The organism is Arabiibacter massiliensis, assembly GCF_902386925.1.
Taxonomy (GTDB): domain Bacteria; phylum Actinomycetota; class Coriobacteriia; order Coriobacteriales; family Eggerthellaceae; genus Arabiibacter; species Arabiibacter massiliensis.
On record NZ_LR698996.1, the window covers coordinates 2,606,553 to 2,621,901 of the forward strand.

A 15,349-nucleotide genomic window follows, 5' to 3' on the forward strand; every position below is an offset into this window, starting at 1 on the left:
CTCCTGTCAGTTACACGACGTACGAAACCGAGAAGTTCCAGTAAGTTCGATTTGAGCCGACCGCGTACATGCGAATGAGACCGTCGGGCTCGATGTACGATGACTGCCCTGCCGGGTCGCCTCCCATGAAATTGAACGTGAAAGGCACGGTGTAACTCGGCCTGAATTCCTCGTCGAGCCTTGTCACCTCGTGGTAGGTGCTTTCTCCCACGTTGTAGTAGTTGCCCGATACCCCTGTCACCGTAACGGTTCTGCCGACGCGCCTTGCTTTGATGTCGATCTTAGAGTTGGCGGTGTTCACGTAATATATATTCACCCAGCCGGTGTCGTGCTCGAGCTCTGCAACCCTCGCTTGCAAGCGCGACAGCTCGCTTGTGTCCACATGATCGCCGCCCACTGCGGCCACGGCGAGCCACTCAGAGGCGTCGGCCACGACCACCACGCGATCGCCGACGGCGGGATGGCAGCACCTCACGGCGGGCACGGCGACGGCCTCTCCGTCGGGCACCACCAAAAGCGCCTCCTCGCCCATCGACGCCACGACGCCGAAGCGCAGCCGCACGGGGTTCGCCGGATCCTGGTTCGCCACGAGCTTTGCGATTTCATACGCGTCCATCAATCTACCTCCTTGCGAAACGGAGAAACCGGGTGGTGCATTCCATGCCGGGGCGCAGCTTCATGGTCTGCCGCACCGCCATCAGGTCGTCGCGCGCGATGCCCGCCTTGCGGTAGGCGAAGTCGCACACGGCCCCCATCTCGAAGGGCAGAAACGCATGCGTCACTTCGAAGCCCTCGACGGCGGCCGTCTTGGCGGCAAGCAGCGACCGCGCCTTCGCGTGGAGCGCGGCAAGGTCGGCGGCGTCCGACACCGTCTCCTTGCGCACGATGCGGCGGCCGCGCGACACGGTGGAGAACGCGCTCGCCGGATCGTCGTTCACCGCGGTGGCCGAAAGCGGCTCGCCCGAGGCGTTGCTGCGCGTCACCGTCACCACGTTCGGCACGTCGAAGGCGTCGTACTCGCGGACGACGCCGCTGCGGTACACGCAGGCGCCCTCGTCGTCGTGCAGCACGACGGTGGGCGACTTCGCGGCGGGATCCACGTAAGGCGCAAGCAGCACGTTTCCGTAGCCGTCGCACCCGGCGCTCTCGAATCCGGCCAGGTCGAGCAGCCAGTTCACCACGTCGAGCTTGCTGGCGTCCCGCTCGTCGAACACCGCGTCGGCGCTCAGGACGGCCGCGGAGGGGGAGGCCACCGCCGGCAGCCCCGCCCCGCGCACGATGTCCGCGGCCCGCGCCACCGCGTTCGTGCCCGCGGGCAGGACGAGCGGCGCCTCGAAGGCGTCCTCCTCAAGCACGTGCAGCACGCTGTAGAGGTCGGCCGTCCCCTCCTCGACCGAGCCGCGGAAGGTGCTCGACGGCGTCGAGACCAGATACGTGCCGTGCGCGATGGTCGCCCGCTCGCCCGTGGCCGGGTCGAGGCTGTCGGAGTACACGCGCACCAGGTCGTTGCCCGCGGCGGGAGCCAGCACGTAGTCGAGCGACCCGGACGCCTTGAGGGCCGTCTGCCCGTTGCGCTCGAGCGTGCCGCCGGTGATGCCGGCGACCTCCTCCAGCTCGCGCCACGTGGCGAGCGACACGCGCACGAAGCGGAACGAATCCACCCGCCCGCTACAGAACCAATCCATGGGCCCTCACCCTCCTTCCGTTCAGCTCCACCGCCGACACCAGGCCGTTCGCCGCAGAGGCGGACACCTTGCACGTGGCATGCACCGCCATCACCGGCCCCCGGGGGAAGCGCACCACCTTCACGCCGTCGTCCTCGGCCAGCCGTTCGAACGCCGGGGCCGTGCACGCCGCGTCGCCCCATCCCTCGGGGACGGCCTCAGGCGTCCGCCACACGTTGCCGGAGACGCTGCACGAGGCCCGCTTCGCCGTGCCGAAGAACACGAGCGGATCGGCGTCGCCCTCGGTCTCCACGATCTCGCTGTCCACCTCCACGTCGGTGCTCCACTCCAGGTCCATGGCCACCTTGGCCACGTCGGCCAGCCCGTGCGCCCCGAAGTTGACGAACGCCGCGCCGCCGGACGGCACGACGGCCGAAGCCTCCGTCCGCGCGGTCAGGCCGTTCTCCGTGTACGCCACTGCCGTATAGCGCAGCGCGCGGTCGAGCGGCGGGTAGGGGTCGGTCACGCCCGTGCCCGACGGCACGCGGTCGGCCAGGCACAAAAGCGTTCCGTCGATGCGGTCGCGGAACAGGCCGAGCGACACGGTGCGGGGCGCGCTTTCCGCAGCCGTTCCCTCGAACACGGTGGCTGCCACGCGGCCGTTCGCCGAGTCGACCTCGAGGCGCACCTCGGGCGCGGGCGGCTCCTCGTAGTCGGTCGCGAACGTGCGCGTGGCCGACGTCGAGAGCCCCGAGGTCGAGTACGCCGTGAGCGCGATGGAGAAGATCGCGTTGTTCTCGGGCAGCAGTTCGGCCGAGCTGACGGACACCGAGGCGGCGTCGCCCTGCACGACGGCGCTCCACAGCGTCGCGCCCTGCGCGTCGGAGATGGAAAGGGTGGCGCGCTGCTGCGTCCCGGACTCGTCGGCGTAGGTCCAAGCGATGCGCACCGGCACGTCGTCGATCACGGCGCCGTCGGCGGCGGGCGTCGAGATGACCACCGTGGGCACCTGGCACACGCGGAACGCCTGCACGCTCGACCACGCGCCGTAGTCGGCATGGGCTCCCTTCGTCCGCACGCGCCACGACACGGTGGCGTTCACCGGCCAGGCGTTGGCGACGCTCTTCTGCTGCGCCTCGCCCTCCGCCTGCACCGTCGTCCACGTGCTGCCGCCGTCGACGCTGTGCTGCACCTGGGCGGCCGTCTGCTCCGAGCCGTCGATGGGGTTGTGCCGCCACGAGAACGCCACGCTCTCCTGCGACTTGGGCACCACCATGCCCGAGGCCGGGGCGACGGGCGTGGGCGCGGCGGGGGCGACGATGGTCACCACCTTGTTGGACGCGGGCGACCACGCTGAGGCCAGCGAGCCGCGGGTGTTCCGCGCGCGGTAATAGAACGTGCCGCCTCCGGGGGCGTCCTGCGCCTCGGCCACGGCGGATCCCTCCACCGTCTTCACGGTGGTCCAGGCGCTCGCGTCGGAGGAACGCTGCAGCTCGAGCGCCGTGGCGGTGAGGGCGGGGTTCTCGATGGACAGGGCGACGGTGGTCTCGGCCGAGCGCGCAGCCGTCACGCCCGTGGGCGCGGCCGGCGTGTTGTACGTGGTCGCGCTCGTGGCGTAGGCGCTGTGGCCGGCCCCGTTGGCCGCGCGCACGCGGTAGGCGTAGGCGTGGTTGGGCGAGATGGAGGCGTCGGCGTAGGAGGTGGCGGATCCCGACAGGCTGGCTATCTGCGACCAGCTGCCGCCGTCCACCGCGCGCTCCACCTTCACCGCGTCGTAGGGATGCGTCGCGTCGGGATGGTTCGTCCAGCTCACGACGTTGCGGTTGTCGCTCTGACGCGTGTTGGACACGCCGGTGGGCGCGGCGGGCGCGTACACGGGCAGCGCGGGGATGGTCACCCACTGCTGCGCCTCGGCGCTGCCGGCCCATGCGCCGTAGCCGCTCACCGTGGTGCCGCGCACCCAGCTGAAGAACTTGAGCGAGTACGCCGCGCTTCGACGGTCGAACGGCCCGAACTCGCGGGTGTAGTCGGCCACCCAGGAGGTGCCGTTCAGCACGCCGCTCGCGCTGTCGGAGGCCAGCGCGTAGCCTCCCGACTCGTAGTAGTAGCCCACGTAGTTGTACACGCCGTACTGGTAGGCCGCCTCCCACCCCGATCCCGAGGTGGCCACGCCGCGCACCGACACCCACACCTGCGTGTCGGTGGTGCGGCTGACCCACGCTTCGACGCCCGCGTACAGCGCGCGCTGGTCGCCGTAGGGTTGGTTCGCTCCCGACCATTGCATGTCACATCGCCCCCATTCTCATCTGCCGGCGCACGCCGCTCCACAGCGTGTCCGCCGCCTTGGCGGCCGCCGGGCTGCCCGACAGGTCCACCTTCTCGATCGTGTAGTAATTGTTCGTGACGGGCGCGGCCGCCGCGGCGGCGAACGCCGAGGAGAAGCCGAAGCCCCCGATGAAGCCGTCGAGCGCGCGCCCCGAGAGCTTGCGCGCGTCCAGGCCGACGGGTATCTCGATGGCCGGCAGGTCCGCGCGCGCCGCGTCCACGACGTCGCTCGCCAAGTCGCGCATCGCGCTCACGGCCTCGCCGGCCTTGGCCGCGATGCCCTCCGCGAAGCCCTCGGACACGTACCCGCCGATGGAGCGGAACACCTTCGAGGGGGAAGCGATGCCGAGGAGCGACTTCGCCCATCCGATAGCGTCGTTGATGACGCCGCCGATGGCGTCGATGACCTGCTGCGCGCCTCGCTTGACGCCGTCGACGACGCCGCAAATCAATTGCCATCCGGCATTCGCCATGTTCGAAGCCATGGACCCGACGGCGGAGGTCCCGCTTTGAATGAGCGATCGAAGCGCCGAGAGCAACGAGGAAAGGATTCGGGGCACAGCCTGAACGATGGCGGTGAACAGCGTGAATGCCGCAGCCAGCAATACCGGGATGAGCGTGGGAAGCATGTTGACCACTGCGTTGATGACCGTGGGAACCGCCGCGATCAACTGCGGGATTATCAACGGCAACGCCTCAACGAGCGCCATGAACAGCTGGATGGCGGCCATGACGAGCACGGGTACGAGCGTCGGCAGCATATCGCACACCGCCTGCACGACAGTCGGCACCATCGCCACAAGCGCTGGGATTATGAGCGGAAGCGCTTCTACGAGCGCGGTGAACAGCTGAACGCCGCCTTCGATGAGCTGCGGGAGGAACGTGACGAGTGCTCCCACCAGCCCCTCGATGAAGGTGGGCAACTGCTCCAGCAGCAGCGGCAGCACCTCTACCAACGCCTGCCCGAGAGCCAGGAAGAACTGCAACCCCGACTCGAGCAAAGCCGGCATGTTCTCAATGAGCGCCGCGCACAGGCCCTCGATGAGCGCAGGAAGCTGCTCTGAGAGGAGCGGCAAGACTTCCGAGAACGCCTCCGCAAGTGAGGTGAGCAGCAGAACGCCCGCCTCGACGAGCGCGGGGGCAAGCTCGACCATAGCGGCACCGAGGTCGGCGACCAGTCCTGCCAAGCCGTCGGTGAGCAATGGAAGCACTTCGGGGATGACGTTGACGATCTGGCTGAACGCACTGGTGAGCGCATCCATGAACGCCGGCATGGCCGACACCAGCTGCATAGCGAACTGCGGCAGCACGGCGGCTATCTGCGAGGCGACGATGGGAAGCGTTTCGGTGAGTTGCGTGATACTCCCGATGGCGTTACTGGCCATCTCGGCGAAGCCGCCCTCGAGGTTTTGCGCCGACATGCCGAGCCCGAGAAGCCCGGCAGCCATGGCCGCCACTCCGACCGATGCCCCTGCTATCCCTTTCGCCATGCCGCCTGCCGCCGACCCGATGCCGCCCAAAGCGGCAGAAGCCTTTTCGCCGACACCCTCGAAAGCACCCGAAAACTTCTCTTTGAAGGTGTTCGTGGCGTTGTCGACCGCAGATCCAATACCAGCTTTCAGCGTCGTTGCGATGGGTTTTACGAACCCTTTTATCGCGCCCGCAACGTTGCTCGCTGCGTTCTTCACCGAATCGACGATGCTGTCGAACGCCTTGCCGATGGGCGAGACGAACTCCTTCACCTTCGAGGACATGGCAGACACGCCGGAGCCGATGGAGCTCGCGAAACCGCCCACCGCGTCAACGAGCTTGGACGCGAATGCCTTTGCCGCGCCGACCGACTTTGCGGCAGCGGATTGGATGGCGCTTGCCATGCTGCCGAACGCCTTGCCGATGGGCGAGACGAACTCCTTGATCTTTGCTGCAATGCTGCTCATCCTCGGTGCAATGGCTTCTTTAAACCCCTCAAAGGCATCAGCGAGCTTTCCGCTGGCCTCTGTCGCCTTGGACGCGATCTGGCCGCCAACCTTTTCGGTGAAGTCGGTAACGTCCTCCATCTTCTCATTGACCTTTTTCGTGAGTTTGGTGATCGCGGAGGTTACCTTTCCTTCAGCTTTTTTGAAGAGGCTTTCGAAAGGTGCGACGATGGCGGGGACGTTGTCTGCCACGGCCTTTCCAACCTCCGAGAAAGCTTTCGTAAGGGAGAGTTTAAGCGCGCCGATGTTGTTGCCTGCCTTTTCTGCTGCTAGCTGAAAAGTTTTTGCCATGTCGCGACCGAAGACAGAAAGAGAAGACGCAACTGTCCCACCCAGAAATTTGATAAGGGAGGTCATGTTGCTTGTGATGGTCTGTGCAGCCTGTTGGACAGGGATGGTTAAACTTGCCCAGGCACCTCCGATTTTCTGGATAAGGTCAATAGCGTCGTTTAAATCTCCCAACGTTGCTAAAGAAGACCTTATAGCTTCAGCCTGCTTCTCAGTGGCTTGTACAATGGCTTCCAATGAGGCTTTGTAGCGAGAAGCGTCAAGGGTTGCTTCAATGGTTGCCTTGGCGTCAGCCATATGCCACGCACCTCCTCTTTTTGATTTACGAAATGCATGCGCTCCTCCTTTGCTCAGCTTGTTACAATGGGGCAATTCGTACTCCGGATTTTCGATGGCCGAAGCGATGGGTCTATCATCGCGAAGGTGTCACTCGCTTCATCAAAGAAAGGACTGGGTTTATGGGTTATCGGGAAGAGGCGAGGGCAGCTGAAGAGAAGATTCTGGACGCGAAAATTGCTTACCAGTCAGCGATCCGAGATGCTGAAAGGGCTCTGAAATGGGCTGAGAGGGATCTCGAAGACATCAAAAGGAATCATGCGCAACTGGTTCGGGACGCCGAGCGAAAGATCCTCGTTCTCGAGCGGGCGCGCAAAAGGCATATCGATGACCTTGATGCCAAGATAGAGGAAGCGAATCGATCGCCTAGGAAAAAGCTCGGGACTTTCAAAGGAGTCGCCCTTTATGCCGATAGTGTGTCTGGAAAAGGATCGAAGATAAAATTCGATCAGTCGACACGCGTCGAGGTGGACGCAAGAGGAGGCGAGTACCCTGCGGGCAGGTTCGGCGTCATCAAAGACTGCAAGGAGCTTTTCCTCGTGGTGAGTTCATTTGACGGATGCATCATGGTCGAGTTCGATCCAAAAGAAGAAGAGGCCGTGCGCGCCTTCGCTCGCAAGATCGAGCAAGCCATCGTCGATTACCCTTCCGTGATAGCTGAGAGAGACGCGAAAATCTGCGAGCTCAGGCAGGAGCGAAAAGCTTTTGTGGCGGACACCTCAACAATCGAAGAGGCCCAATCTGCTTTGGCGGAGATGCGCGAGGATCCCGGCGTGCTCGAAGACATAGCTCAAGCGAAACTCGCGGTGAGCGTGGCGGAAGAGGCGCTGAAAGAAGCTAGAGTCGACGCTTCTGCGATCGAGTCTGCCGAGAAAGAGTTTGCCGATTTGAGAGCCAGTGCCCCGGCTCATGAAGTTATGGCTTACGAGCGAGAAGGCGCAAAGTCTGGTTTGATCATGGTGCTGATCGCTGTCATCGTCGTTATCGCCATCGTTGCGGCCATTGTCGCGATGGTGCTCAGCTAACAAGGAAAGGGAGGCGTCCATGGGCTATGCCGAAGACCTGCTTTGGGCCGAGCAGAACCTCGCGGCGGCGAGCGCCTACCATGCGAACGCCGTGAACGCGACGTTCGCCGCTATGCAGCAGGCGGAGCAGGGCTATTGGGAGCGCATCCGGGCGCTTGAGGAGCTGGTCGCGGAAGCCGAGGACGTGTTCGTCAACGGCCTGTCCACGTACGAGGGCATCACGCTGTACCCGGATCGCGTGTCGGACGGGGAGACGACGGCCCCGCTCGTCCGCGGCGTCCATTCGACCGTCACGACGGCGGGGAGCAAGCCGAGCTCCGGGCCGGACACGCGAACCCTCTCCATCACCATCGACTTCCCCAACGGGATGAGGATCACCGCCATGGGCGACCCGGACGAGGAGGGCGCGGCACGCGCGTTCGCGGCGCTGGTTATGAACACCGCCGCGAAAACCGGAGGGGCGGGGCCGTCCGAGGCCGAAGAGTTCGCCCGGCTGGAGCGCGAGCTCGCGCGCGCACGGGCCGACACGCGCGAGCTCGACGCGGCGCGCGCGGCCTACGAGACCGCCTACTACGACACGGCCGCCGTGTGGGCGGCCCAGCGCCACCTCGACGACGTGCTCGCCCGCACGCCGGAAGAGGAGCTCGCCGCGATCGAGGATGCCAGGCAAAGCCGCCTGCTGCGCCACCGCGTCATCGCGATCGTGACGACGCTCGTCCTCGTCGTGCTCGGCATCGCGTTCGTCGTCATATTCTCGTGGGCGCTTCTGTAAGGGGGATGCGATGGAGCCGGATGCGGTTGGGAGCTACGAGGACGATCTGAGGCGCGCGGAATCCGACGTCTACGAGGCCAAGTCCTCGCACAGGTCTGCGGTCAAGCGCGCCGAATCTGCGGTGCGCGATGCGAAAGAGGCGCAGGAGCGGCGCATCAAAGCCGCTGAAAAGGAAGTGAGGGAGGCCGAGAAGGACGCGGATCGGAGGCTCGGCTCGTACAAGTCCGTTTCCCTCTACGCAGACAAGGTGGCGGGCAAAGGCGTCGTCGTGCCGCTCGGCAAGGGGCTTGAGGCGAGGGTCGAGATCCGGCCGCGCTCTGCTTCCGGGCGCGACGGGCAGCCGGAGGATCTGTGGCGGCCGTTCCTCGTGATAGAGTCCCCCGCCGGGAGCATCGTGGTGGAAGGCGAGCCCGACGACGAGCAGGCCGCTCGGAACTTCGCCGCTGCGGTCAACAAGGCCGCTGCGAACGCCGAGGAGGCCGCGCGCGCTCGCAAGGCGGCGCTCGACCGGCTGCAGCGCGAGCTCGAAGAGGCGCGCTCGGACACGAGCGCCATCCAGGAGGCCGAGGCCGCCCTCGCCGCCGTGCAAGCCGACACCTCGAAAGAGGACGAGGCGCTCGCGGCGCTCGAGAAGCTCAAGGCGAGCCTCCCGCCCGAGGCGGTGGAGGACTACGAGCGCAAGCAGGCCGAGCTGAGCACGAAAATCCTGATCGTCCTCGGCATCGCGCTCGCAGCGCTGATCTACGTGATCGTCGCGTTCTCCATCGCCCGAGGCTGAACGGCCGCCTCGGGCGATGCCATGCGGCCACGGCGCGGCCGCCGCGTCCCGAGGAAGGCCGGCGGCCGCGCGCAAGGGCGCAAAGATTATTCACACTTGCAGCGCCCAGCGGTAGCGCAGGTTGGTCAACTGCTGGGCTTCTTCCGGGGTGCGGGCGGGCAGCATGAGGGCGCACTTGCGCTTCATGAGGGTCTCCACGGCCTCGCGGCCCATCTTCTTCTCGTCGGGCACCGCCCCGCGCACGCTGACGGCCTGCATCGTGAGCGACGATTCGCCCAGGTTGCGGAACAGCGACCAGAAGCGCCACCAGTGCAGGCGCAGGCCGCCGTCCGTCAAATCGAGGGCGTACTCCCGCTGGAAGTCGGCGATCACGCGGCCGGCGTCCCAATCCCAGTCGAACACGCGCGTGCCGGCGGGCGGACGCGCGCCGGAAACGTCGGGCGGCCGCGGCTCGTTCAGGTTGAAGAACGCGAGCGCCGCTTCGAGCGCCTCCTGGGGAAGCTCGGCCACGGCATCGGGCAGCGCGAGGCTCCCGGTGCGGCCCTCGACGCGCCCGAAGTAGAGGAACAAAAGCGCGCGGGCCTTTTCCTCGTCGCCCACGGACGGGTCGTCCACCAGGCGCATCACCTGGATGCCGGTGCGATGCGACGTGCTCAAGGGGACGCAGGCCCCGCCGACCGTGACGGCCGACGGCGCCTGCTCCAGGAGGATGTTGGGATCCATGGCCTCACGCTTCGGCTTCGCGCCAGTCCAGGTCGGGCAGGTACTTCCCGAGCGTGGCCTTGAACGAGGCGTCCACGCGGCTCTTCGCGATCTCCGAGTACAGGTAGGCGAACAGCTCCAACCCGTCCAGGAAGTCGAACGCCCTCCCGGCGAACACCTCCTCGAACTGCTCCTCGCCCAAAAGGGCCACCAGGTAGTTGCGCACGTCGGTGGCGAGCGCCTTCAGGCGACCTTCGCTCAGGCTGCCGTACTCCGTCTCGGCGAGCTTGGCGCTCCACCGCTCCACCTTGTCCAGCATGTCGGCGTCGCCCATGTTGATGGCGTACGGCTTGCCGCAGATCTCCACGTTCACCACGTGGCTTGAAAACTCGAATCCCATGTCATCCTCCTGAGGTCGTGTGTCGGTTGCCTGGTCGCGTCGCGCCTACGCGGCGGCCCCGCCGACGGCGAAGGCCTTGGTGGAGGGGTTCCACGTGCCTTCGGCCCAGCCGTCGTCGGCCATGTTCAGCGTGCCGCCCGTCACCACGGGCTGGCCGGCGTTGGCGTTGCTCGGATCGGCGGGGTTGAACAGGAAGGCGGCCTTGTCGGCGGTCTGCGCCGCGGCTGTGCCCAGCCAGGTGAACACGCGGCACACCTCGCAGGCGACGTCGGTCTCGTTGCGGTGCTCCATGACCCAGGCCTCCAGCGCGCCGCCTTTCACGGTGTCCTTCGTCCAGTTGATGGAGCACGTGCGGCCCTGCACGAACACGGGCGACACCTTGCGGTCCAGCCACGCCGGCTCGTAGGTCTTGGGCTCGGAGGTGGGCTCCCAGGTGAGCAGCTCGGTCACCTTTGTCCAGGCGGGCTCGGCGACGGTGCCGGTGTTCAGGTAGTACTCAAGCTCGTTGCCCCAGACGGGCACGGTGTTCTCGCTCATGTGCGGTTCCTTTCGTCAGTTGGTTTTGTATCTCAGGGTGAATTCGACCTGCCAGTCGGCGAATCCTTCGCCGAGGGCGATGCCGCACGGCAGGGTGTCCGGATGCGCGCCCCACGAGGCGCGGCCGGCGCCGAGGTCGAGGGCCGCCTGCTCGACGGCCTGGGCGATGCGCTCGAGCAGGGCGCGGGCGTCGAGGCTCGCCGGGCCGTCCGGGGCCGGCGCGCGCAGCATGAGGGCGAAGCGGTACCGCCTGACGCAGCTGCCGTCCAGGTAGCGGCGCTCGCGCGGGCCGCCGTCGAGCGTGCGCATCACGACGCAGGGCAGGTCGGCCGCGTTCGCGGGGGCGTGCTCGTAGGCGCAGCCCTTCGCCTCGGGGATGCCGGCGACGATCTGCGCGACCGCGTCGAACACGCGGGCGGCGACGTCGGCCTGTCCTGCGAGGGCGTCTGCCATGTCACTCACCTCCTTTCTTCTTAGTCGAGGGATGTCCGGGTGCCGCGCGGCCGGCGTCCGAAGGGGCCGGCGTTTCGCAGCAAGAACAGGATGCCGAAGGTGTCACCGCGTTCCGTCCGGCGCCTTTCCGGGGGTTCGCGCCCGTCTTCTCGCGCATGCGGCGCAGGCGCGTCTTGACCGCGTCGTAGCGCAGCTTCAGCACCTGGTGCTCCCATTCCTCCATGGCCGCGAGGTATGCGGCTTCCTCATCGGTGCGGCCTGCGGCGGAGGGGGAGACGAGGCGCATGCGGGGCGCGGGCGGCAGGCGCTTGGAGCCGCGCTCGGCCTCGGTGTCCTCGTAAGTTCGCCGATCCTGCGGCGCCATGGCGGCGAGGGCTTCCGCGCAGGCCTCCTCGCGGCCGACGATGCGGTCGCGCAGCGAGCAGACGCGGCACCACCCGGTGCGCGCGCTCACGCTCGTGCGCCACGTGGCGCAGCGGTCGCACCAGGCGAGCTCGCGGACGGGCGGGGCGAGGGTCGTTCCCAACGCGCGCGCCGTGCGCTCGACGGAGTCCTCGGTGCGGGCGAGCGCCGCGGCCACCGAGGCGGCGGAGAGCTTCCCTGCCGCGTTCTCGAGGAAGCGGAGGTCGGCTTCGCCCCAGGGGCGGTCGTCGTGGTGATGGGCGCGGGATGTGGGATGTGCCATGGTCGGATCCTTTCGTGCTTCGAATGCCGTTCTGCGCATGCAGGGAGAAGGTATAGGTTAAACTACAACTATTGCTCTCCTCGGCGAGAACTATAATTAAATTTATAGTAGATGTAAAGATAAATTATAGTAAACTATAGCCATCGACGAACGGAAGGAACCGCCATGGGCGTGAGCGACGGCATCAGGCAGCTTCGACAGGAGCACGGTTTGACGCAGGAGGAATTCGGCAAGGTGGCCGGGGTCTCCGCCATGGCGGTGTCGCAGTGGGAGAACGGCCGCTCCGTGCCGCGCATGGGCGTGGTGCAGCGCATCGCCGAGCATTTCGGCGTCAGCAAGGGCGTCGTGCTCGGCGAGGAGCCGCCGCGCGCCGTGGCGGGGGAGGTGCGCTACGCGGTCACGTCGCTCACCGCGCCCGTGTACGGGAACATCTCCGCAGGCGACGCGCTCGAGATGCTCCCGGTCTACGACGAGGCGTACGTGATCCCGCCCATCGCCGAAAGCCACCCCGACGGGTTCTTCCTCAAGGCCTCGGGCGACTCGATGGACAAGATCATGCCCGACGGCTCGCTCGTCTACTTCGACCGGAGCGCCGAGGTGCGCAGCGGCGACATCGTGGCCGTCACCGTGAACGGCGACGACGCCACCATGAAGCGCATCTTCTTCGCCGGCGACACCATCGTGCTGCACCCCGAGAGCACCAACCCCGCGCATCGCGACCGCTCCATCGATGCCGCCGACCCCGACGCCCCCCAGGTGCGCATCCTCGGCAAAGCCGTCTGGCACTACCTGGTCAACGACGAGAGGCTGTAAGCGGATCTCGTGATTCCGATGCCGCTACCTCTTCGGGTAGCTGAAGGCCCCCCGTGCGACGGAATTCCCGATTTCTGAGCAAAAATTGCGATAAAGTACCAACCTGCCCTCCGTGCGGGAGCCGGTCTCGGCGTTTTCGCAGGTCAACGACGAGGCTGTTTTTCGATAGCTGGCGCGCAGGCGTCGAAGCCCGTCCCAGACGGCCGTCGGAGATCCTTTATCGCAATTTTTGCACAGAAATCGGGAATTCCCATGCAAGCAGCGAGCGGTTGCGTGGGTCGGAGGGCTGCCTTGCAACTTTTCTCTTCCAAAGAACGAATCTCGGGGAGGAGGCGGGGTGTTTTGGACGCTCTTGCATGACGTCACGAGAGAAGCCCCAGTTCGAAATGGTACTTCGGGGGCATCGATTCGTTCTTTGGAAGAGAAAAGTCGCAGAGAGGACCTGATTTCTCATTTCGATAAGAAGCAGCTGCCGGTCCTACATCCCGGGAAGCACCATCCGGCGCTCGGCGGCTAGGTCGTTCACGGTCTCGACCTGCTTGGCGGTCTGGCGCTACACGGCCTCTATGAACCGTCCGTCCAGATGCGGGTTCGCGCCCAGCACGTCGGCGATGTCGTCGAGGAAGCCGTCGAGGCGCGAGGGGTCGTACCATGAGAGGTCGTCCACAAGCGCGAGCTGCTGCGAGGGGTAGGGCCTGAACGGGTGGGATTCCCGCAGGTAGCGGCCATGTTCCAGCTCGGCCGTGGTCGCGCTGCTGTAGAACCCGCAGCCGTGGTCGAAGAGGGGGGCCACCCGGTAGCCGTCGAGGGATTCGACGTCGCGCAGCAGGCCGAAGTTGTATGTGTGCCGGTCGAAGTTGGCCATGAGGTGGTCGGCGACGATCATCTTGCTCACCGCCCGGCCGATTTCCGACACGCCGAGCTCGCGCGCCGCGTCGAGGTATCCGCGATGGGGGTCACGCTCCTCGGTGACTCCGAACGCGGTGAGGACGTCGGCGGCGGGGATGAGCTCCGTTCCCTCCGTGACGAACGTGGGGCACGACGAGTACGCCCGACCGCCGCGCTCGACGATCTCGTACGAGACATATTCGCCCTCGTCAAGCAGCCTCGAGAGCAGCTTCGTGGCCAGCAGCTCGACGTACGGCTCGCGGTTCTCGTTGCCGGTGCCGCCTTTCATCAGGCAGTCCGTCCCATCCCTCCGCATCCAGGCTTTCGCCAGCATGCCGGGCGTCGCCGTGTCGGGGGAGCGGGCGAAGCGGGCATCTGCGGAAGCTCCCGCGGGAAACGCCGTCCCGTCGAGGAGGGATTCGCCGAGCGCCTCCTCGTAGCCGTTCTCGAAGTAGTTGATGTCGTACCAATCGACTTCGATGCCCCGGGGCTTGAGCCAGTACTGGTCCGACAGGTTGAGCCCCCAGGATCCCAGCATGAGGTCGGAGCCGTGTCGGGCCGCGAGCTCGCGCAGCAGGGGGGCGAGGCGCGGGCGCAGGTCGGGGATGGAGCGCGCGGCGAGCCACGCGGCGAGGTCGTAGCGGTTGGGGCCGAGCTCGCGCAGGCCGATGCCGAGCGGCTTCCAGGCGATCCCCTCGCGGGGCACGATGTCGGCCGTCTCGCGCGTGCGCCGGTTGTACACGAAGTCGAGCACGGCGTGGTTGCGGTTCATCAGCGTGAGCTCCACCAGGTTGCGCGGATCCTTCTCGCCCATCTTCGGCCGTCCCGTCGCTCGCGGCGCCGCAGCCCGCTCGCGCACCGACCGCTCGTCGATCATCCAGGCGCGGTCGAATGAATGCGGAATACTTTTGAAAATAGCACGCCGCAAAAACTATTCCGAATGCGGAACGATTATCGCGCCCGCACTTCCCGGGCTTTCTAATCTTTCGGCGAGCTGTTCAGGCGGTACCCGAATCCCCAGATAGTTTCGATATGGGTGGGCATCGAGGGATCCTCTTCTATCTTAGATCGGATGTGGCGTATGTGGGCGGGTATGCTGATCGTGTCTCCCAGGTAGTTTTCTCCCCACACCTGCTCGATGAGATCCTCTTTCGTCAGCACGATATCCGGGTTGCTTGCGAACACGGCGAGAAGCTTGAACTCGGTGGGGGTGAGGGAGATGGGCGAACCATGCAAGGAAGCCTGGCATCGCAGCAGGTCTACCACCAGATCCCCGACTTTCAGGGCGGATCGGCCCTCTTCGACATGCGAGCTGTCGGCGGCGTCGCCTTTTGTCTGATCCGCCCTGCGAAGCAGCGCTCCCACTCTCAGCAGCAGCTCCTCTTCGTTGAACGGCTTGGTCATGTAATCGTCTGCTCCCAGCCGATAACCGATCCTCTTGTCGACCATGTCCGCTTTGGCTGAAAGGAAGAGGACGGGAACATGTGCATTGACCGAGCGCACTCGCTCGCATACGTCGAATCCGTCCAATCCTGGCATCATAATGTCGAGGATGATCAGATCGGGGTCGACGGAGCTGGATAAGCTGAGGGCCTCCCTGCCATCCTTTGCTTCGATGCAAAGATAATCGTTCCTTTCAAGGATGGTTTTCAGTATAGTCCTGATGTTCTCTTGGTCGTCGGCTATCAAGATCGTATGCACTCTGCA

General features: G+C 65.7%; 15 protein-coding genes. 4 read left to right on the plus strand and 11 right to left on the minus strand.

The genetic code is table 11. The features are described 5' to 3' along the window. Positions 1 to 10: 10 nt before the first annotated feature. Genes FX134_RS11090 through FX134_RS11105 form a run of 4 tightly spaced genes read right to left on the minus strand, consistent with a single transcriptional unit; the run spans position 11 to position 6,550 of the window. The gene (locus FX134_RS11090; RefSeq protein ID WP_080801790.1) at positions 11 to 616 is read right to left on the minus strand and encodes a hypothetical protein; all 606 of its coding nucleotides are present in this window, start codon (positions 614 to 616) and stop codon (positions 11 to 13) included. Between the two features lie 4 nt (positions 617 to 620). After that, positions 621 to 1,685 carry a hypothetical protein gene (locus FX134_RS11095; RefSeq protein WP_143412189.1) on the minus strand — a complete coding sequence of 355 codons (1,065 nt, stop codon included), beginning with the start codon at positions 1,683 to 1,685 and terminating at the stop codon, positions 621 to 623. Beyond that, positions 1,669 to 3,948, minus strand: a complete 2,280-nt coding sequence (locus FX134_RS11100) for a fibronectin type III domain-containing protein (protein WP_080801795.1) — start codon at positions 3,946 to 3,948, stop codon at positions 1,669 to 1,671. The genes FX134_RS11095 and FX134_RS11100 overlap by 17 nt, the downstream gene beginning before the upstream one ends. Position 3,949: 1 nt before the next feature. Continuing rightward, complete coding sequence (locus FX134_RS11105) at positions 3,950 to 6,550, minus strand: hypothetical protein (protein ID WP_080801797.1); 2,601 nt, start codon at positions 6,548 to 6,550, stop codon at positions 3,950 to 3,952. 161 nt (positions 6,551 to 6,711) lie between these two features. Here FX134_RS11105 and FX134_RS11110 point away from each other — a divergent pair, with 161 nt between their 5' ends. From FX134_RS11110 to FX134_RS11120, 3 genes are read left to right on the plus strand one after another with little or no spacing between them, the layout of a single operon-like run. Continuing rightward, positions 6,712 to 7,614 carry a hypothetical protein gene (locus FX134_RS11110; RefSeq protein WP_080801800.1) on the plus strand — a complete coding sequence of 301 codons (903 nt, stop codon included), beginning with the start codon at positions 6,712 to 6,714 and terminating at the stop codon, positions 7,612 to 7,614. Positions 7,615 to 7,633: 19 nt separating this feature from the next. Then, on the plus strand, positions 7,634 to 8,386 hold the full coding sequence (locus FX134_RS11115; protein WP_080801802.1) for a hypothetical protein: 753 nt from the start codon (positions 7,634 to 7,636) through the stop codon (positions 8,384 to 8,386). 10 nt (positions 8,387 to 8,396) lie between these two features. Next, a complete protein-coding gene (locus FX134_RS11120) occupies positions 8,397 to 9,164 on the plus strand; it encodes a hypothetical protein (RefSeq protein ID WP_080801805.1) in 768 nt (255 codons plus the stop codon). A 90-nt stretch (positions 9,165 to 9,254) separates the two neighbouring features. Here FX134_RS11120 and FX134_RS11125 read toward each other — a convergent pair whose 3' ends face one another. Genes FX134_RS11125 through FX134_RS11145 form a run of 5 tightly spaced genes read right to left on the minus strand, consistent with a single transcriptional unit; the run spans position 9,255 to position 11,941 of the window. Further along, positions 9,255 to 9,887, minus strand: coding sequence for a Gp15 family bacteriophage protein (locus tag FX134_RS11125; protein ID WP_080801808.1), 633 nt, complete (start codon positions 9,885 to 9,887; stop codon positions 9,255 to 9,257). A gap of 4 nt (positions 9,888 to 9,891) precedes the next feature. Continuing rightward, positions 9,892 to 10,266, minus strand: a complete 375-nt coding sequence (locus tag FX134_RS11130) for a hypothetical protein (RefSeq protein ID WP_080801811.1) — start codon at positions 10,264 to 10,266, stop codon at positions 9,892 to 9,894. A 45-nt stretch (positions 10,267 to 10,311) separates the two neighbouring features. Continuing rightward, positions 10,312 to 10,803, minus strand: a complete 492-nt coding sequence (locus FX134_RS11135) for a hypothetical protein (RefSeq protein WP_080801813.1) — start codon at positions 10,801 to 10,803, stop codon at positions 10,312 to 10,314. Between the two features lie 15 nt (positions 10,804 to 10,818). After that, complete coding sequence (locus FX134_RS11140; protein ID WP_080801815.1) at positions 10,819 to 11,256, minus strand: hypothetical protein; 438 nt, start codon at positions 11,254 to 11,256, stop codon at positions 10,819 to 10,821. Position 11,257: 1 nt separating this feature from the next. Next, positions 11,258 to 11,941, minus strand: a complete 684-nt coding sequence (locus FX134_RS11145) for a hypothetical protein (RefSeq protein WP_080801818.1) — start codon at positions 11,939 to 11,941, stop codon at positions 11,258 to 11,260. 165 nt (positions 11,942 to 12,106) lie between these two features. Here FX134_RS11145 and FX134_RS11150 point away from each other — a divergent pair, with 165 nt between their 5' ends. Next, positions 12,107 to 12,754: a LexA family protein gene (locus FX134_RS11150; protein ID WP_080801821.1), complete on the plus strand. Its 648-nt coding sequence runs from the start codon at positions 12,107 to 12,109 to the stop codon at positions 12,752 to 12,754. A 553-nt stretch (positions 12,755 to 13,307) separates the two neighbouring features. On the opposite strand, the gene FX134_RS11155 is transcribed toward FX134_RS11150, so the two are convergent. Both FX134_RS11155 and FX134_RS11160 read right to left on the minus strand, forming a co-directional pair. Next, the gene (locus FX134_RS11155) at positions 13,308 to 14,519 is read right to left on the minus strand and encodes a HipA domain-containing protein (RefSeq protein ID WP_232050926.1); all 1,212 of its coding nucleotides are present in this window, start codon (positions 14,517 to 14,519) and stop codon (positions 13,308 to 13,310) included. Between the two features lie 101 nt (positions 14,520 to 14,620). Next, positions 14,621 to 15,343 carry a response regulator transcription factor gene (locus tag FX134_RS11160; RefSeq protein WP_172623462.1) on the minus strand — a complete coding sequence of 241 codons (723 nt, stop codon included), beginning with the start codon at positions 15,341 to 15,343 and terminating at the stop codon, positions 14,621 to 14,623. Between the last annotated feature and the right edge of the window lie 6 nt (positions 15,344 to 15,349).